This window comes from Tamlana sedimenti, from assembly GCF_038148895.1.
GTDB lineage: Bacteria > Bacteroidota > Bacteroidia > Flavobacteriales > Flavobacteriaceae > Tamlana.
The window spans coordinates 136,448-150,912 of the sequence record NZ_JBBVGQ010000004.1 but is presented as its reverse complement, the minus strand read 5'-3'; the positions used below and the strand labels follow the sequence as shown (position 1 = coordinate 150,912).

At 36.9% G+C, this 14,465-nt stretch carries 13 protein-coding genes; 10 read left to right on the top strand and 3 right to left on the bottom strand.

Annotated features, from left to right (window positions below; translation table 11 throughout):
• Positions 1 to 11 precede the first annotated feature (11 nt).
• Both WJN01_RS10955 and WJN01_RS10950 read left to right on the top strand, forming a co-directional pair.
• Positions 12 to 509, top strand: a complete 498-nt coding sequence (locus WJN01_RS10955) for a cupin domain-containing protein (RefSeq protein ID WP_445197205.1) — start codon at positions 12 to 14, stop codon at positions 507 to 509.
• 98 nt (positions 510 to 607) lie between these two features.
• Positions 608 to 1,576 carry an alpha/beta hydrolase gene (locus WJN01_RS10950; RefSeq protein ID WP_445197204.1) on the top strand — a complete coding sequence of 323 codons (969 nt, stop codon included), beginning with the start codon at positions 608 to 610 and terminating at the stop codon, positions 1,574 to 1,576.
• A gap of 112 nt (positions 1,577 to 1,688) precedes the next feature.
• Here WJN01_RS10950 and WJN01_RS10945 read toward each other — a convergent pair whose 3' ends face one another.
• Together WJN01_RS10945 and WJN01_RS10940 are read right to left on the bottom strand one after the other, a co-directional pair.
• Positions 1,689 to 3,041, bottom strand: coding sequence for a DEAD/DEAH box helicase (locus WJN01_RS10945; RefSeq protein ID WP_445197203.1), 1,353 nt, complete (start codon positions 3,039 to 3,041; stop codon positions 1,689 to 1,691).
• A 41-nt stretch (positions 3,042 to 3,082) separates the two neighbouring features.
• Complete coding sequence (locus WJN01_RS10940) at positions 3,083 to 3,973, bottom strand: aldose 1-epimerase family protein (protein WP_445197202.1); 891 nt, start codon at positions 3,971 to 3,973, stop codon at positions 3,083 to 3,085.
• Between the two features lie 80 nt (positions 3,974 to 4,053).
• Here WJN01_RS10940 and WJN01_RS10935 point away from each other — a divergent pair, with 80 nt between their 5' ends.
• Positions 4,054 to 5,346, top strand: a complete 1,293-nt coding sequence (locus WJN01_RS10935) for an anthranilate synthase component I family protein (protein WP_445197201.1) — start codon at positions 4,054 to 4,056, stop codon at positions 5,344 to 5,346.
• On the opposite strand, the gene WJN01_RS10930 is transcribed toward WJN01_RS10935, so the two are convergent.
• Positions 5,343 to 6,086, bottom strand: coding sequence for a hypothetical protein (locus WJN01_RS10930; RefSeq protein WP_445197200.1), 744 nt, complete (start codon positions 6,084 to 6,086; stop codon positions 5,343 to 5,345). The two genes, WJN01_RS10935 and WJN01_RS10930, sit on opposite strands and share 4 nt — an antisense overlap.
• Positions 6,087 to 6,159: 73 nt before the next feature.
• Between WJN01_RS10930 and tilS the strand changes: the two genes are divergently transcribed.
• From tilS to WJN01_RS10895, 7 genes are all read left to right on the top strand, one after another.
• On the top strand, positions 6,160 to 7,479 hold the full coding sequence (tilS, locus tag WJN01_RS10925; protein WP_445197199.1) for a tRNA lysidine(34) synthetase TilS: 1,320 nt from the start codon (positions 6,160 to 6,162) through the stop codon (positions 7,477 to 7,479).
• On the top strand, positions 7,476 to 9,095 hold the full coding sequence (ade, locus tag WJN01_RS10920; RefSeq protein WP_445197198.1) for an adenine deaminase: 1,620 nt from the start codon (positions 7,476 to 7,478) through the stop codon (positions 9,093 to 9,095). Before tilS ends, ade begins: the two co-directional genes overlap by 4 nt.
• A 2-nt stretch (positions 9,096 to 9,097) precedes the next feature.
• Positions 9,098 to 10,060 carry a YheT family hydrolase gene (locus WJN01_RS10915; protein WP_445197197.1) on the top strand — a complete coding sequence of 321 codons (963 nt, stop codon included), beginning with the start codon at positions 9,098 to 9,100 and terminating at the stop codon, positions 10,058 to 10,060.
• 69 nt (positions 10,061 to 10,129) lie between these two features.
• The gene (locus WJN01_RS10910) at positions 10,130 to 10,585 is read left to right on the top strand and encodes a (2Fe-2S)-binding protein (protein WP_445197196.1); all 456 of its coding nucleotides are present in this window, start codon (positions 10,130 to 10,132) and stop codon (positions 10,583 to 10,585) included.
• A gap of 11 nt (positions 10,586 to 10,596) precedes the next feature.
• Positions 10,597 to 12,789 (top strand): molybdopterin cofactor-binding domain-containing protein, encoded by a 2,193-nt coding sequence (locus tag WJN01_RS10905; protein ID WP_445197195.1) that lies wholly within the window; start codon positions 10,597 to 10,599, stop codon positions 12,787 to 12,789.
• A gap of 28 nt (positions 12,790 to 12,817) precedes the next feature.
• Positions 12,818 to 13,837 carry an XdhC family protein gene (locus tag WJN01_RS10900; protein ID WP_445197194.1) on the top strand — a complete coding sequence of 340 codons (1,020 nt, stop codon included), beginning with the start codon at positions 12,818 to 12,820 and terminating at the stop codon, positions 13,835 to 13,837.
• A gap of 7 nt (positions 13,838 to 13,844) precedes the next feature.
• Positions 13,845 to 14,465 carry a nucleotidyltransferase family protein gene (locus tag WJN01_RS10895; RefSeq protein WP_445197193.1) on the top strand — a complete coding sequence of 207 codons (621 nt, stop codon included), beginning with the start codon at positions 13,845 to 13,847 and terminating at the stop codon, positions 14,463 to 14,465.

Below are 14,465 nucleotides of genomic sequence, written 5' to 3'. Positions count from 1 at the left end.
AACATTAGAAAATGAATGAACGTCTTAAAATAATAATTCTGGTATTGTTTACAGGTCTTTTGGGCTGCAATCCAGGAAATGATAAAAGCCAAAAAAGTATGAAAACACAAGAACATAAATTAGATGCTATTTTTCCAAAAGGGGAAAAGGGGGCTAAAGAATTTTTTACTGGTAATGCCCATAATTATGGCTTAGTGGCTCCTGACTCTATATTTACTACTGCGGTGGGGAATGTATATTTTGAGCCGGGATCAAGGAGTAACTGGCACAGTCATCCATCAGGTCAAATTTTGATTATAACGGATGGTATTGGCTACCACCAAATTGAAGGGCAGCCAATAGAAATTATTAAAAAAGGTGATGTGGTTAAATGTCCGCCAAATGTAAACCATTGGCATGGTGCAAGCCCAAATATTGGACTCCAACAATTGTACATAGTCCCCAACACCGAAAAAGGAATTGTTGATTGGAAAGAACCCGTTTCCGATAGTGAATACACAAAGGTTTGAAAATGAAAAATACAATAATGATAGTAATGGTGGCCATACTGAGTTTAACAATGGCAAACAGTCAAAATAAAATACAGAACAATAAAAATCTAAAAAAAATGAACACATTAGTTGAAACAGAGAGTTATACTTTTAATTTAAGTGAACAAGTAACCCGTAAAAAAGTAAGTTTTAAAAACCGATATGGAATTACATTAGTTGGTGATTTATATCTTCCGAAAGATGCCCAAAATAAAATACTCGCAGCTTTGGCGATTAGTGGACCTTTCGGGGCAGTAAAAGAGCAATCCTCGGGTTTATATGCCAACCAAATGGCAGAAAGAGGCTTTGTTGCATTGGCCTTTGATGCATCATATACAGGCGAAAGCGAAGGTGAGCCGCGTAATGTGGCGTCACCAGACATCAATACAGAGGATTTTAGTGCTGCGATTGATTTTTTAGGACTTCATGAAAACGTAGATAGAAATAAAATAGGAATCATCGGTATTTGTGGCTTCGGAGGTTTTGCCTTGAACGCAACAGCAATAGATAAGCGTGTTAAAGCTGTTGCCACAACAAGTATGTATGATATGTCTCGGGTAAGTGCAAAAGGGTATTATGACCAAACGTCGTTGAAAGATCGAACTAAAATGCTTGAACAAATGAGCTTGCAGCGTTGGAAAGATGCAAAGAACGGAACACCTGCTCTAACCCCATTTGGCCTTCCGGACACATTATCTGGCAAAGAACCTCAGTTTGTTAAAGACTACTATGATTACTATAAAACGGACCGAGGATTTCATCCAAGGTCTATCAATTCCAATAGTTCTTGGGCTGTAACTTCACCATTGTCATTAATGAATATGCCAATTATGACCTATATTGAAGAGATTTCACCAAGACCTATCTTGGTAATAGCTGGCGAGAATGCGCACTCCAGATATTTTAGTGAAGATGCCATTAAAGCAGCCGTAGAACCAAAAGAATTAATGATTATTCCTGATGCGGTTCATACAGATTTGTATGATAAAGTTGATGTCATTCCTTTTGAGAAATTGAAAGATTTCTTTAACGAAAACTTGATTTAAATGAAGTATTAAACAAGTTCTAAAAGTAATGGCGATTTGGGTATTTTCCCGAATCGCCATTTTATTTTAATGATAGCAATTATGTTTGAAAAGATACTGGATTAACCCAAATCTACTTCCTCTTATTCCGCTTATTAAAATTCTTATCGCCTCTAGTTTTAGGCTTTTTGTATTTTTTGGCTATTTCCCTTCGGTAGGAACCGCCTAAATTCACTTTTTGGTTTTTTTCTTTCTTTTCATGAAAGGCCGGTCCAGGTTCGTCTTCATCTTTTCGTTTGGTTGGGTTGTTGCGCTCTTTAATTTCGGGTCGCTCCTCAGGAATAAGTTCTGTTGAAATATCAACCATTTCTGGAAAATCAATTAGGGGAATTTCCATTTGCATCAATCCTTCAATATTTTTAAGGTGTTCTTGTTCTTTTTCCGTTGAAAACGTAATGGCAACACCTTTGCGTTCAGCACGTCCGGTTCTACCAATACGGTGCATGTAGTTTTCAGGATATTCAGGTGTGTCAAAATTGATGACGTGGCTTACATTATCAATATCCAAACCGCGTGCCATGACATCGGTCGCCACCAAAATACGGTTTTCGCCTTTTTTAAATTGTTCAATACTTCTCAGTCGATAGTTTTGTGTTTTATTGGAATGAATGACACAGAGTTCTTCCTTAAAATATTCATCGAGTTTTTTAAATAAACGGTCTGCCATACGCTTGTAGGCCACAAAAACCAGAACTTTATGGAACGTTTCGGCATCGTTTAATAGCTGCACCAATAAATTCACCTTGGTGTAGAAATTGGGAACATCGTATCTTGATTGCTCAATATTCTCCAAAGGTGTGCCCGAAACCGCAATGGAAACGCGTTCTGGATTTATAAAGAAATCATTAATCAGCAAATCAACATCATGGGTCATGGTAGCCGAAAACATAATGTTTTGACGTTTTTGTGGGAGGATATCAAAAATATTGATGAGCTGGTGTCGGAATCCCAAATCGAGCATCACATCCACTTCATCAATCACTAATTTTTGAATGGACTTTAATTGCAAAGCCCTACTCACTGCCAAATCATAAAGTCGACCCGGAGTAGCTACGATAATATCCAATCCTTGTGCAACTTCTTGTTTTTGGGTGTTTATATTGGTGCCTCCATAAACCCCTAAAACACGATTATTGATGTATTTTGAAAGTTTTTCAATTTCTTCAACTACTTGAATGACCAATTCGCGTGTGGGCACTAAAACCAGTACACGGGGATTATCTTGTTTAGAAAATTTCAAATCCCTTAAAATGGGCAACATGTAGGCAAAGGTTTTGCCTGTACCCGTTTGCGCAATACCAACCACATCTTTTCCTGAGGCTACAACGTTGAAAGATTGCTCCTGTACAGGAGTTGGTGAGGTGAAGCCTAAATCGTCTAAGGCGTTATATAATGGGGTATTTAAATTGAGGTCTTGAAACGTCACGTGGTGCTATTTACCTGGCAAAGTTACACTTAAAAATCATTTTACGCTAAATGGTTGTTATGTATTTCAATGCTGTACGTTGCTGTGGCGTATTTGTTTGGCTTTAAACTTAAAATGCCTTCTTTGGTTTTAAAATCTTGATTGGTGTTTTCATTGTCGGCAATACCCAACCAAGGTTCAATGCAAACATAATTGCCATTGGGTTTTGCCCAAATGCCCAAATACGGAAAGTCTTCATAAGAAACCGATAAAATGTCACCATATTTTTTGCTTTTTAAGGTTACTTTTCTTGATTTTAAATCCTTAAAAATTAAGGCGTCTTCTTCAAACATATCATGTGTTAAAGGCAAAATTTTACTGTTGTTGAAAACGGGTTTCGTTCTGGATGAAATCAAACCGTTTTCCATATTTATAAGGTGTCTTTTGGAGTTTTCGGCGTGTTCAAATTCCAAAAAATAATCAGTGTAATCTTCGTCTGCATAAACAGGACATTTAAAGGCGGGGTGGCCACCAACGGAGTAATATATGGTTTTGGAATCTTTATTTTTCACGGTTTGGCTAATAATAATGGTGGAATCTTTCAGCGTATAGGAAATGTAAAATTCAAATTTAAAAGGATAGATTCTCAAGGTCTTTTCATTGTACGCAAGTTTTAACGTAAGGTTGTCTTCAGAAAGTTTATGCAAAGTAATATCGGTGTTATTTCTAATCAAACCATGTTTTGGTAGCTTATAACTTTGGTTGTCAACTATGTAAGTATCATTTTTTAAGGCGCCGATAATAGGAAAAAGGTTGGGCGCATGACTACTCCAAACATTTGGGTTGGCATCCCACATAAACTCGGTATTGTGCTTTACAGAAGTTATTTTGCACAGTTCAGCACCTGTTTTTTTAACGGCAATTTTTAGGAGGTTGTTTTCTAGCTTGAACATAAACTTATATTTAATCTTAAAGATACAAAACTTGCTATGTATTCAGTATTCTTTCTAAATTTACGGCATAAACCAACCGATTGAGAAAAGCACACATCCATAAACTGAAAGACGGCCAAGCGTTTAAGAAAAAAGCGTTGATTTGGAGTCAGCAATTTGAGGATGTTGTTTGGTTGGATTCCAACAACTATCATCAGAATTATTCAACTTATGATGCTATTCTTGCCGTTGATGCCTTTACGAGTATTCAAACCGATTTTCATAATGCTTTTGCAAAATTAAAGGAATACCAAACATATATCAACGATTGGATTTTTGGTTATTTAACCTATGATCTAAAAAATGATATTGAGGCTCTTGAATCCAAAAATTTTGATGGGCTTGGTTTTCCAGATTTGTTTTTCTTCCAGCCAAAAAAACTCTTTTTGTTTAAGGGGGATGAAGTTGAAATACAGTATTTGAATTTTATTGCCAATGAATTGAATGACGATTTATTGGCCATTAACCAAAGCGTGCAGTTGCAGCGTGGAAAAGTGGCCAGCGACATCAAAATAAAATTACGTATTCACAAAGATGAATATTTTGATAAAGTGAATGCCATTTTGGGGCATATTCGACGGGGCGATATTTACGAGACCAATTTTTGCCAAGAGTTTTATGCAGAAAACACCGTGATTAACGCTTTTGAGACTTACCAGAAACTCAACGACATTTCCAAACCGCCATTTGCCGCATTTATTAAAACAAAAGATAAATATGTGTTGTGTTCATCGCCAGAACGCTATTTGAAAAAAGAAGGGAATACGGTCATTTCGCAACCTATTAAGGGTACGGCAAAGCGTTCAGATAACCCAGATGAAGACAACAGGTTAAAATTGAACCTTTCTAAAGATAAAAAAGAGCGAAGCGAAAATGTGATGATTGTCGATTTGGTAAGGAACGACCTTTCAAAAACCGCATTAAAAGGCAGTGTAAAGGTTGAGGAATTGTGCAAAATTTATACGTTTGACCAAGTTCACCAAATGATTTCAACGGTTACATCGCAAGTGGATAGCACGACTCATCCAGTTGACATCATTAAAAGTACATTCCCCATGGGAAGTATGACTGGAGCACCTAAAATTTCGGCCATGAACATTGCGGAGGAACAAGAAGAAACCAAGCGAGGGGTTTATTCCGGAGCCATTGGTTATTTTTCCCCAGAAAGGAATTTTGATTTTAATGTGGTTATAAGGAGTATTCTTTACAACCAAACCAAAAAATATGTGTCATATTCCGTTGGTGGTGCTATAACCGTTAAGAGCGACCCACTGAGGGAATACGAAGAGTGCTTGGTGAAGGCCAAGGCCATGAGAACGGTTTTGGAAAACTAATCCAAATAATTTTTAAAAGACTTCACGGCAATTCCCAAAACACGTTCTACACGCTTGGCTTCAATATTCTTTATTTTGGCAATTTCATCATTGGTCAGTTTACCGAACACCGATAAATCCACAATATTTGAAACGCCCAATGGTAACCATGTGTAGATTTTGCCCAAAAGTTTTCTGTTATGCGTAGAACTTAAATCCTTAATTTCAAAGGCATCCACTACAGAAGTATTGTTGTCGTCATACAAGAAAAGATGCTTTTGTCTGTTTTCTTGTTTGTACGAAATATCATTGAGCTCATCGTTCATGATAAAATCAAAATCTTCATCAATGGTGAACTTTTCATCAAGGGCATCCAGTTCATCCGTTAAAATAGCATGCGTGCTCATGGTGTCTTTATGAAAAGCCTCTTTTCTAAAAAGTTCATCTAATTCGGCATCAACAATTTTAAAGAGTTTAAGTTTTATAACTCCCGTATCGTTATCAACGTTAAAGCCATTTTCGTAATATTTGGCAATGGCTTCGTCAATAAAATCGTTGGAAGAATACATGTTTTTTGGGATGATGCCCGTAGATTCTGCAATGTACAACCTGTGTTTTACGTAAGCCTGTAAATGTTGGGTTATTGAAACCACCTTTTTGTTGAATGCAACTTGGTTAGCTTTGTCGTTTAATTCTTCCATAGAGCTCATAACAACATGTATTAAAGTTAATATTCTAAAGTTACGAAATTTATAAATCATTTTAAATGATAATTGTCATTTCAAATAACGGCAGAGGTGTCTTTTAAATGCTCAAAGTTGTATATTTGAAAGCATGTTGAACAAATTAAAAAACCACATTGATAACAAGCTTGGCTTTTTAACGGAAAGTCGCTTGCTCGTTGCTGTTTCTGGTGGAATAGATAGTGTGGTTTTAACCCATTTATGTCATAAGTTGAATTTCGATATGGCTTTGGCACATTGTAATTTCAATTTGCGCGGAAAGGAAAGCGATGCTGATGAAGATTTTGTATTAGAGTTGGCCGATAGTCTAAACTTGGAAGTTTTTGTACAACGTTTTGATACCGAAAAATATGCCAAGGATAATAAGCGTTCCATTCAAATGGCAGCTCGCGAATTGCGCTATGATTGGTTTGAAGAATTAGCGGAACAACTAAAGTTTGATTACATTTTAACTGCACATCATGCCGATGATAATCTGGAAACCTTTTTAATCAATTTTACGCGAGGAACGGGGTTGGAAGGCTTAACGGGTATACCTTCAATTAATGGGAAATTTGTTCGTCCACTTTTACCATTTTCAAGTGATGATATTCATAATTACGCCAAAGAAAATAAAATAAAGTGGCGAGATGATAGCAGCAATAAATCGATTAAATATTTGCGTAATAAATTGAGGCACGAGGTAATTCCCGTTTTAAAGGAAATTAACCCAAGTCTGTTACAGAGTTTTCAAACGACTTTGGGTAATTTGAATGATTCAGCCTCCATCATTGAAGATGGCATAGAGAGTTTTCTTAATCATGCCATGGAAAAGATAAGTGATTTGGAAGTTAAATTCAAAATTTCTGAATTTAAAAAAGTCAACAATCCGAAAGCGTATTTGTTTGAGGTTTTTAAGGACTTTGGTTTTAATGAGTGGAATGATGTTTTAGACTTGCTGGATGCCCAAACGGGAAAGCAAGTACTTTCAAGTACCCACAGATTAATTAAAGACCGAGCTTATTTGTTGTTAAGTGAAATTCCAAAATTTAATGATGAAATCATTTTAATTTCAGGAGGTAAAAATGAAATTGAAACCCCTTTTGGAGCATTGATATTGAATGCAACAGATACCACTTCAGACAACACATCAAATATTATTTATGTTGATAAAGACTTATTGAAGTTTCCTTTAGAAATTAGAAAGAAACAAGAAGGTGATGTGTTTTTTCCTTTGGGTATGAACGGTAAAAAGAAAAAACTCAGTAAGTTTTTTAAAGATGAAAAGTTCTCTTTGTTGGACAAAGAAAATGCATGGCTGCTCTGTTCTGACAATGATATTGTTTGGATTATTGGCAGTCGCGCCGACCATCGATTTCGAGTTACCAAGAGCACCAAAAATGTTTTAAAAATTGAATTAAACAAGCATTGAAACTAAAAGGCAAGATAGTCGACATCCATAACAAACGGATTTTTAAAGGTGAAGTCACTTTTAAAGATGGTAAGATTTTTTCCATTGAAGAAAGGGAACATGATTTTGAGAATTATATAATGCCAGGTTTTGTTGATGCTCATATCCACATTGAAAGTTCCATGCTAGTGCCAAGTGAATTTGCTCGCTTGGCAGTAAAACACGGTACTTTGGCGACGGTTTCAGACCCCCATGAGATCGCCAATGTTATGGGGATTGAAGGCGTAAATTTCATGATTGAAAATGGTAAACAAGTACCGTTTAAGTTCAATTTTGGCGCGCCATCTTGTGTTCCGGCAACCACTTTTGAGTCGGCAGGAGCGACAATAGATTCCAACGACATTAAAAGTCTCCTTGAGAATCCAGATATCAAATATTTGGCAGAAATGATGAACTATCCTGGCGTTCTTTTTGATGATGCTGAAGTGATGCAAAAAATAGAATGGGCCAAACATTTTGGTAAGCCTATCGATGGTCATGCTCCAGGATTATTGGGCGAGGATATTTCAAAATATATCAATACCGGTATTTCAACAGATCATGAGTGTTTTACCCACGACGAAGCATTGGAAAAGCTTCAAAAAGGCATGAAGATTTTAATTCGTGAAGGCAGTGCTGCCAAAAATTTTGATGCCCTTATTGATTTAGCGCCCGAGTATTTTGAAAGCATGATGTTTTGCAGTGATGATAAACATCCTGACGATTTATTGGTTGGTCACATCAATCAGTTATGTGCCAGAGCAATTGCCAAAGGAATTGATGTATTTAAAGTGTTGCAAATGGCTTGTGTTAACCCTGTTAAGCATTATAATTTGGAGGTTGGTTTGCTGCAAGTTGGAGGTGCTGCCGATTGTATTGTTATTGAAGATTTAACCCATTTTAAAACACTGCAAACCTATGTAAATGGTGAATTGGTTTTTGATAATGGAATATCTAAAATTAAGCCAGTTACATTTAAAAATTTAAATAATTTCAATTGCGATAAAAAACAAGTTTCAGATTTTAAAGTGAAATCAAAGTCCAATAAAATTCGCGTAATTGAAGCTATGGAAGGGCAGTTGGTCACCAACGAAATTATTGAAAAATGTAAAATTGACAATGGAAATGCTGTATCAAATACAGACAATGATATTTTGAAAATGACTGTGGTAAATCGTTACCAAAACACCAAACCTGCCATGGCATTTATCAAAAATTTTGGATTAAAACATGGAGCCATTGCGTCCTCTGTTGGTCATGATTCGCATAATATCATTGCCGTTGGCGTTTCAGATGAAGCTATATGCCAAGCCGTCAATTTAATTATTGAACATAAAGGAGGCATTTGTGCTGTTTTCAATGCCGAAGAAAAAATTCTCCCGCTTCCCGTGGCGGGTATAATAAGCGATAAAGATGGAGAAACCGTTGCCAAAGCTTATGCAGAACTTGATGGAATGGCAAAAGCATTGGGTAACACACTTCAATCGCCATATATGACCTTATCGTTTATGGCCTTACTGGTCATACCATCATTAAAATTGAGTGATAAAGGCTTATTCAACGGAAAAATATTTCAATTTACCTCTTTAGAAGTTTAAGTATGCCCATTGTTGAAAGTACCTATAAACCACCAATTTTGTTCAAAAGAGGCTTTGTCTCTACCGTTTATTCTGGTTTGGTTAGAAAAGTCACTTTAAAACAGGAACGTGAACGCATCACCTTAAGTGATGGGGATTTTTTGGATTTGGATTGGAGTTATTCTGAAGAAAAGACCAATAAACTCATTATTCTTTTACACGGCTTGGAAGGAAATGGGCAACGACCCTATATGACGGCGCCAGCAAAGCTTTTTAACACAAATAGAGCTGATGCCGTTTGCGTAAATTTTAGAGGGTGTAGTGGTGAGGATAACTTGAAATTTAGTAGCTACCATTCTGGTTTTACATGTGATTTGGTTGAAGTGGTAGAGCATGCCATTTCCCAAAAAGGCTATACTGATATTTATTTGAAAGGCATCAGCTTAGGGGCCAATATTATTTTAAAATATTTGGGTGAACGGAATGTCCCAAACGAAATAAAAGCAGCTATTGCAGTTTCCGTCCCTTGTTTTTTGGCAGGTTCGGCCAGAGAATTACATACATTTAAAAATAAGTTATACCACGATAGGTTTTTAAGGCATTTGGTCAAAAAAATTGAATTAAAGCATCAACGATTTCCGAATCAATTAACAGTTTCCGACTTAGAATCTATTAAAACATTAACCGATTTTGATAATGTTTATACGGCAAAAGCCCATGGGTTCAAAAACGCAAATGATTATTACAGCCAGTGCAGCAGTTTGCAATTTCTACCAAATATCAAAACACCAACTTTGATTATCAATGCATTGAACGATTCTTTTCTATCACCTGAATGCTATCCTGTTAAAGAAGCAAAAAATAATCCCAATGTGTATCTAGAAATGCCCAAGCATGGTGGGCATGCTGGTTTCATTGATAAGAAAAATGTGTATTACAATGAACGCAGAGCACTGGACTTCGTCTCGGTCTTAAAAAATAGTTAAAAAACTGTAATAAAAGAGACTGAGCTATCTTTTTCGTAATTTTAAAGGAAATCCAATTCTGATAAAATTATGGCATTATTCAATTTAAAAATCAACAACAAATCATTTTCTGTAGAAGCCGACCCAGATACTCCAATTTTATGGGTTTTAAGAGACCAACTTAACTTGATGGGCACCAAATATGGATGTGGTATTGGTCAATGTGGTGCATGTACCATCCATGTTGATGGAAATGCATTTAGAAGCTGTATGCTTCAGGTTTCACAAGCTTCTGGCATGAACATTACAACCATTGAAGGTTTGTCCGAGGAAGGTGACCATCCTGTTCAAAAAGCATGGTTGGAACACGATGTTCCGCAATGTGGCTATTGTCAAAGCGGTCAAATTATGAGCGCTGCAGCACTTTTAAAGCATACGCCAAACCCTACCGATGAAGATATTGATGGGGCAATGCATGGTAATATCTGTAGATGTGGCACATATACTAGAATAAAACAAGCAATAAAAACGGCATCCAAAATTTAAATCCATAAATCATGACAAAAATAAAAACACAATATAATCGTCGTTCGTTTTTGAAAATCTCTGCAGCCGCGGGTGGAGGTATGCTCATTGGGTTTAATTGGCTTTTGGCATGCAAGCCCGAAGTTAAGGATGAAGTATTAGCGATACCCAATGAATGGTTTGAAATTAATGGATATATAAAAATTGGAGATACAGGATTGGTGACCATTTATTCCCCTAATCCAGAAATTGGCCAGAATGTTAGGACTTCCATGCCCATGATTGTAGCGGAAGAATTGGATGTTGATTGGAAAAATGTTGTAGTAGAACAAGCGCCTCTAAACATTGGGTATTATAATAATCAATTTGCAGGAGGAAGTCAATCCATCAGAAGAGGGTGGGATGCCTTGCGCATGGCAGGAGCAACAGGAAGAAGAATGTTGCTGGAAGCAGCTGCAAAGGAATGGCAAGTTTCAGTTGAAGATTTAACGGTAGCCGAAGGAATTATAAAGGAAAAGAATGGAGAAAGAGTCATTGGTTATGGTGATATAGCATCAAAAGCTGTTGGAATTGAAGTTCCCGAGGAAATTGAATTGAAAGACGTTAAAGACTTTAAGATTATTGGGCACAGCAAAAAAAATGTTGATGGCTTAAAAATAGTAACAGGAAAATCCGAATTTGGTTTAGATTTTAAAAGGGAAGGCATGAAATTGGCCATGATTGAACATGCACCAGCTTTCGGAATGAAAATCAAGAGTTTTAATGAAGAGGAAATAAAAAGCATGCCAGGTGTTAGCGATGCGTTTATTATAGATACTACAATTGGTGATTCGGGTAATTCTGACCAGCAAGGCTATTACCAACATATTGCCATCGTTGGAGATTCTACGTGGCAACTTATGAAGGCTAAAAAGGCTTTAAAGGCTAATTGGGACGTGTTCAGCGAATTGGAAAATTCTGAAACACATATGGCTCGCATGGAACAAGTTTTGGCGTCAGACAAAGTTGAAATAAATAGAAAGGATGGTGACCCAGATGCCGCTTTTGGTAAAGCGGTAAAAGTAATTGAGCGTACTTATAGTTCTCCGTTTTTAGCTCATAACACGATGGAGCCCATGAATTTCTTTGCCCATGTTACTGACGATTCCGCAGAATTAATAGGTCCCACGCAATCTCCAAGAGGCTTGGAAAATGCAGTTTCTAGATTAATTGATTTGCCAGTTGAAAACATAGACGTTAATATGACTAGAATTGGTGGTGGGTTTGGCAGGAGGCTTTACGCCGATTTTGGCATTGAAGCTGCGGCTATTTCAAAGAAAATAGGAGCCCCGGTAAAACTTATTTATACTAGAGAAGATGATATGACCAAGGGCGTTTATCGTCCAGCCTATTTATCAACTTATAAGGCCGGTTTGGATGAAAACAACAATTTGATTGCCTTTTCTGTTAAGGGAACCGGCTTGCCATCACCTGCTGTATTTCAAGATAGATTTCCAGCTGGGACTGTGGAGAATTATCAGGCCGCATCAAAGAGTAGTGACACTAACATTACCGCAGGGGCTTGGCGTGCACCAAGATCACATTTTGCGGCTGCTGCAGAACAATCGTTTTTAGATGAGTTAGCTGAATTGGCTGGCAAAGACCCTATTGAATTTCGATTGGAGTTGTTTGATCGTGCCATGAAAAACCCAGTTGGGGAGAAAAATGATTATGATGCTGAACGTTATGCTGGCGTGCTAAAATTGGTTAAAGAAAAATCTAATTGGGGAACAAATGAATCAGGTGTGCATAGAGGTGTGGCCGCCTATTTTTGTCACAATTCTTATGTAGCAGAAGTTGTAGATGTGGTTATGGTCGATAATCAACCAAAAGTCAAAAAAGTTTGGTGTGCTGTAGATTGCGGTATTGTTGTAAACCCTGATGCAGCTATTAACATGATTCAAGGTGGTGTAATTGATGGTATTGGTCATGCCATGTACAGCCAGCTGACTTTTGAAAACGGGGCACCTGTCCAGAATAATTTTGATAGGTATCAATTAATTCGCCATTCACAGGCTCCTGAAGAAATAGAAGTATTTTTTGTAGAAAGCGACATAGCACCAACAGGACTGGGTGAGCCCGGATTGCCACCAGCTGTAGGAGCATTGGCCAATGCACTTTATCAAGCTACTGGCCAGCGCTATTATCACCAACCATTCATATCAAGTCAAAAAGTTTTGGGTTAACGGTTCCGAATTTAATAACGGTTTTTTAATGACACACGAATTTAAAAACATAGTCCATCAAGCTTCATTGGCGAACAATAAAGGAATTAAAACGGTTTTGGCATCAGTCGTAGATTTGGACGGCTCGTCCTACAGGCGGCCAGGCGTGAGGATGCTTGTTTTAGAAAACGGGAATATGGTTGGTGCCGTTAGTGGTGGCTGTGTGGAAAAAGAGGTTTTATTGCAGTCTGAATCTGTTTTTAAGACCGGAAATGCCAAAATAATGACTTATGATGGCCGCTATCGTTTGGGTTGTGAAGGTGTGCTTTACATATTGTTAGAGTTGTTTCAACCTGATGAGAAATTTACTTCGGTTTTTTTTAATTTTTTAGAAAATAGAGAATCTTTTGAGTTGCTTTCATTCTTTAAAAAGGAAGTGGGTATCCATACTGAAATAGGTACTCATGTAAAAATTAATGATAAACTATTTTCGGTTTCTGGCAAAGAAACTAAAATGGAAACCATTAAACTTCCAAAATTCAAACAGACAATGCCACCATGTTTTAAATTAATTATTATTGGTGCGGAACATGATGCCGTTCAGCTTTGTAAATATGCGGCTTTAACCGGATGGGAAGTGACTGTTGTCTCGGGGGTATCCGAAACAAAATCAATTGATAATTTTCCAGGCGCTAATCAATTCGTTTGCTCATCTCCGGAAAATTTGGATATAAAAGGTATAGATAATCAAACAGCCGTAGTTTTAATGACGCATAATTTTGCAAATGATTTGAGGTTTTTGGTTGCATTGCAAAAAACCAAACCAACTTACATTGGTTTATTGGGGCCAACAAAGCGAAGGGATGATTTGATATCCCAGTTTTTAGAATATTGCCCTGATGTAGATTATGGTTTTTTGGATAGCATTCATGGGCCTGCTGGGCTTGATATAGGGTCTGAAACACCGCAAGAAATTGCGGTTTCAATTATTTCAGAGATATTGGCATATTCTCGTCATCGCAATCCAATTTCTTTAAGTAAAAAAACTGGAAAGATTCACTCAAAATAGTTTAAGCTTGTCGGATACTAATAAAGCAAATATTCCTATAGTTGTTTTAGCGGCTGGAGCATCAAACAGAATGGGAAGGCCTAAACAATTATTAAAATGGGGCGACACAACACTGTTGAGACATACAATAAACACTGCTTTAAATTCTGGAGTAAAAGATGTTTTTGTCGTGCTTGGTGCCCATTACAAAACCATTGAGAAAAGTATTCAACAAGAGTCTGTTAAAATTTTGGTGAATGAGGAGTGGAAGCAGGGGTTGGGTTCATCAATTTCCTTTGCTGTAAATTATTTGTTGAAAAGCAATTCAAAAATTGAAGGTGTTCTTTTTATGTTGGCAGATCAACCTACAATAACATTTGATTTTCTTAATGAATTGATTCAAAAATTTGAACCCAATAAAAATCAAATCATCGCAACGGATTATGAAAATGGAAAGTATGGCGTACCTGTTGTATTCGACCGAATTTATCTAGGGGCATTGTCTAAATTAAAGGGAGATGATGGGGCGAAATTGTTAATTAAAGAAAACCAATCTTTTGTCAGAGCCATAAAACCTTCAAAAAAAAATGTAGATTTAGACACAATTGAAGATTACAACAAGCTTTTAAACAAAACTTTTGAAGAATAA

Bases quoted from the DNA above. Each gene is read 5' to 3' on its own strand.
- WJN01_RS10955 (WP_445197205.1), top strand. From the start codon at position 12: ATGAATGAACGTCTTAAAATAATAATTCTGGTATTGTTTACAGGTCTT.
- WJN01_RS10950 (WP_445197204.1), top strand. From the start codon at position 608: ATGAACACATTAGTTGAAACAGAGAGTTATACTTTTAATTTAAGTGAA.
- WJN01_RS10940 (WP_445197202.1), bottom strand. From the start codon at position 3,973: ATGTTCAAGCTAGAAAACAACCTCCTAAAAATTGCCGTTAAAAAAACA.
- WJN01_RS10930 (WP_445197200.1), bottom strand. From the start codon at position 6,086: ATGATTTATAAATTTCGTAACTTTAGAATATTAACTTTAATACATGTT.
- tilS (WP_445197199.1), top strand. From the start codon at position 6,160: ATGTTGAACAAATTAAAAAACCACATTGATAACAAGCTTGGCTTTTTA.
- WJN01_RS10915 (WP_445197197.1), top strand. From the start codon at position 9,098: ATGCCCATTGTTGAAAGTACCTATAAACCACCAATTTTGTTCAAAAGA.
- WJN01_RS10910 (WP_445197196.1), top strand. From the start codon at position 10,130: ATGGCATTATTCAATTTAAAAATCAACAACAAATCATTTTCTGTAGAA.
- WJN01_RS10905 (WP_445197195.1), top strand. From the start codon at position 10,597: ATGACAAAAATAAAAACACAATATAATCGTCGTTCGTTTTTGAAAATC.
- WJN01_RS10900 (WP_445197194.1), top strand. From the start codon at position 12,818: ATGACACACGAATTTAAAAACATAGTCCATCAAGCTTCATTGGCGAAC.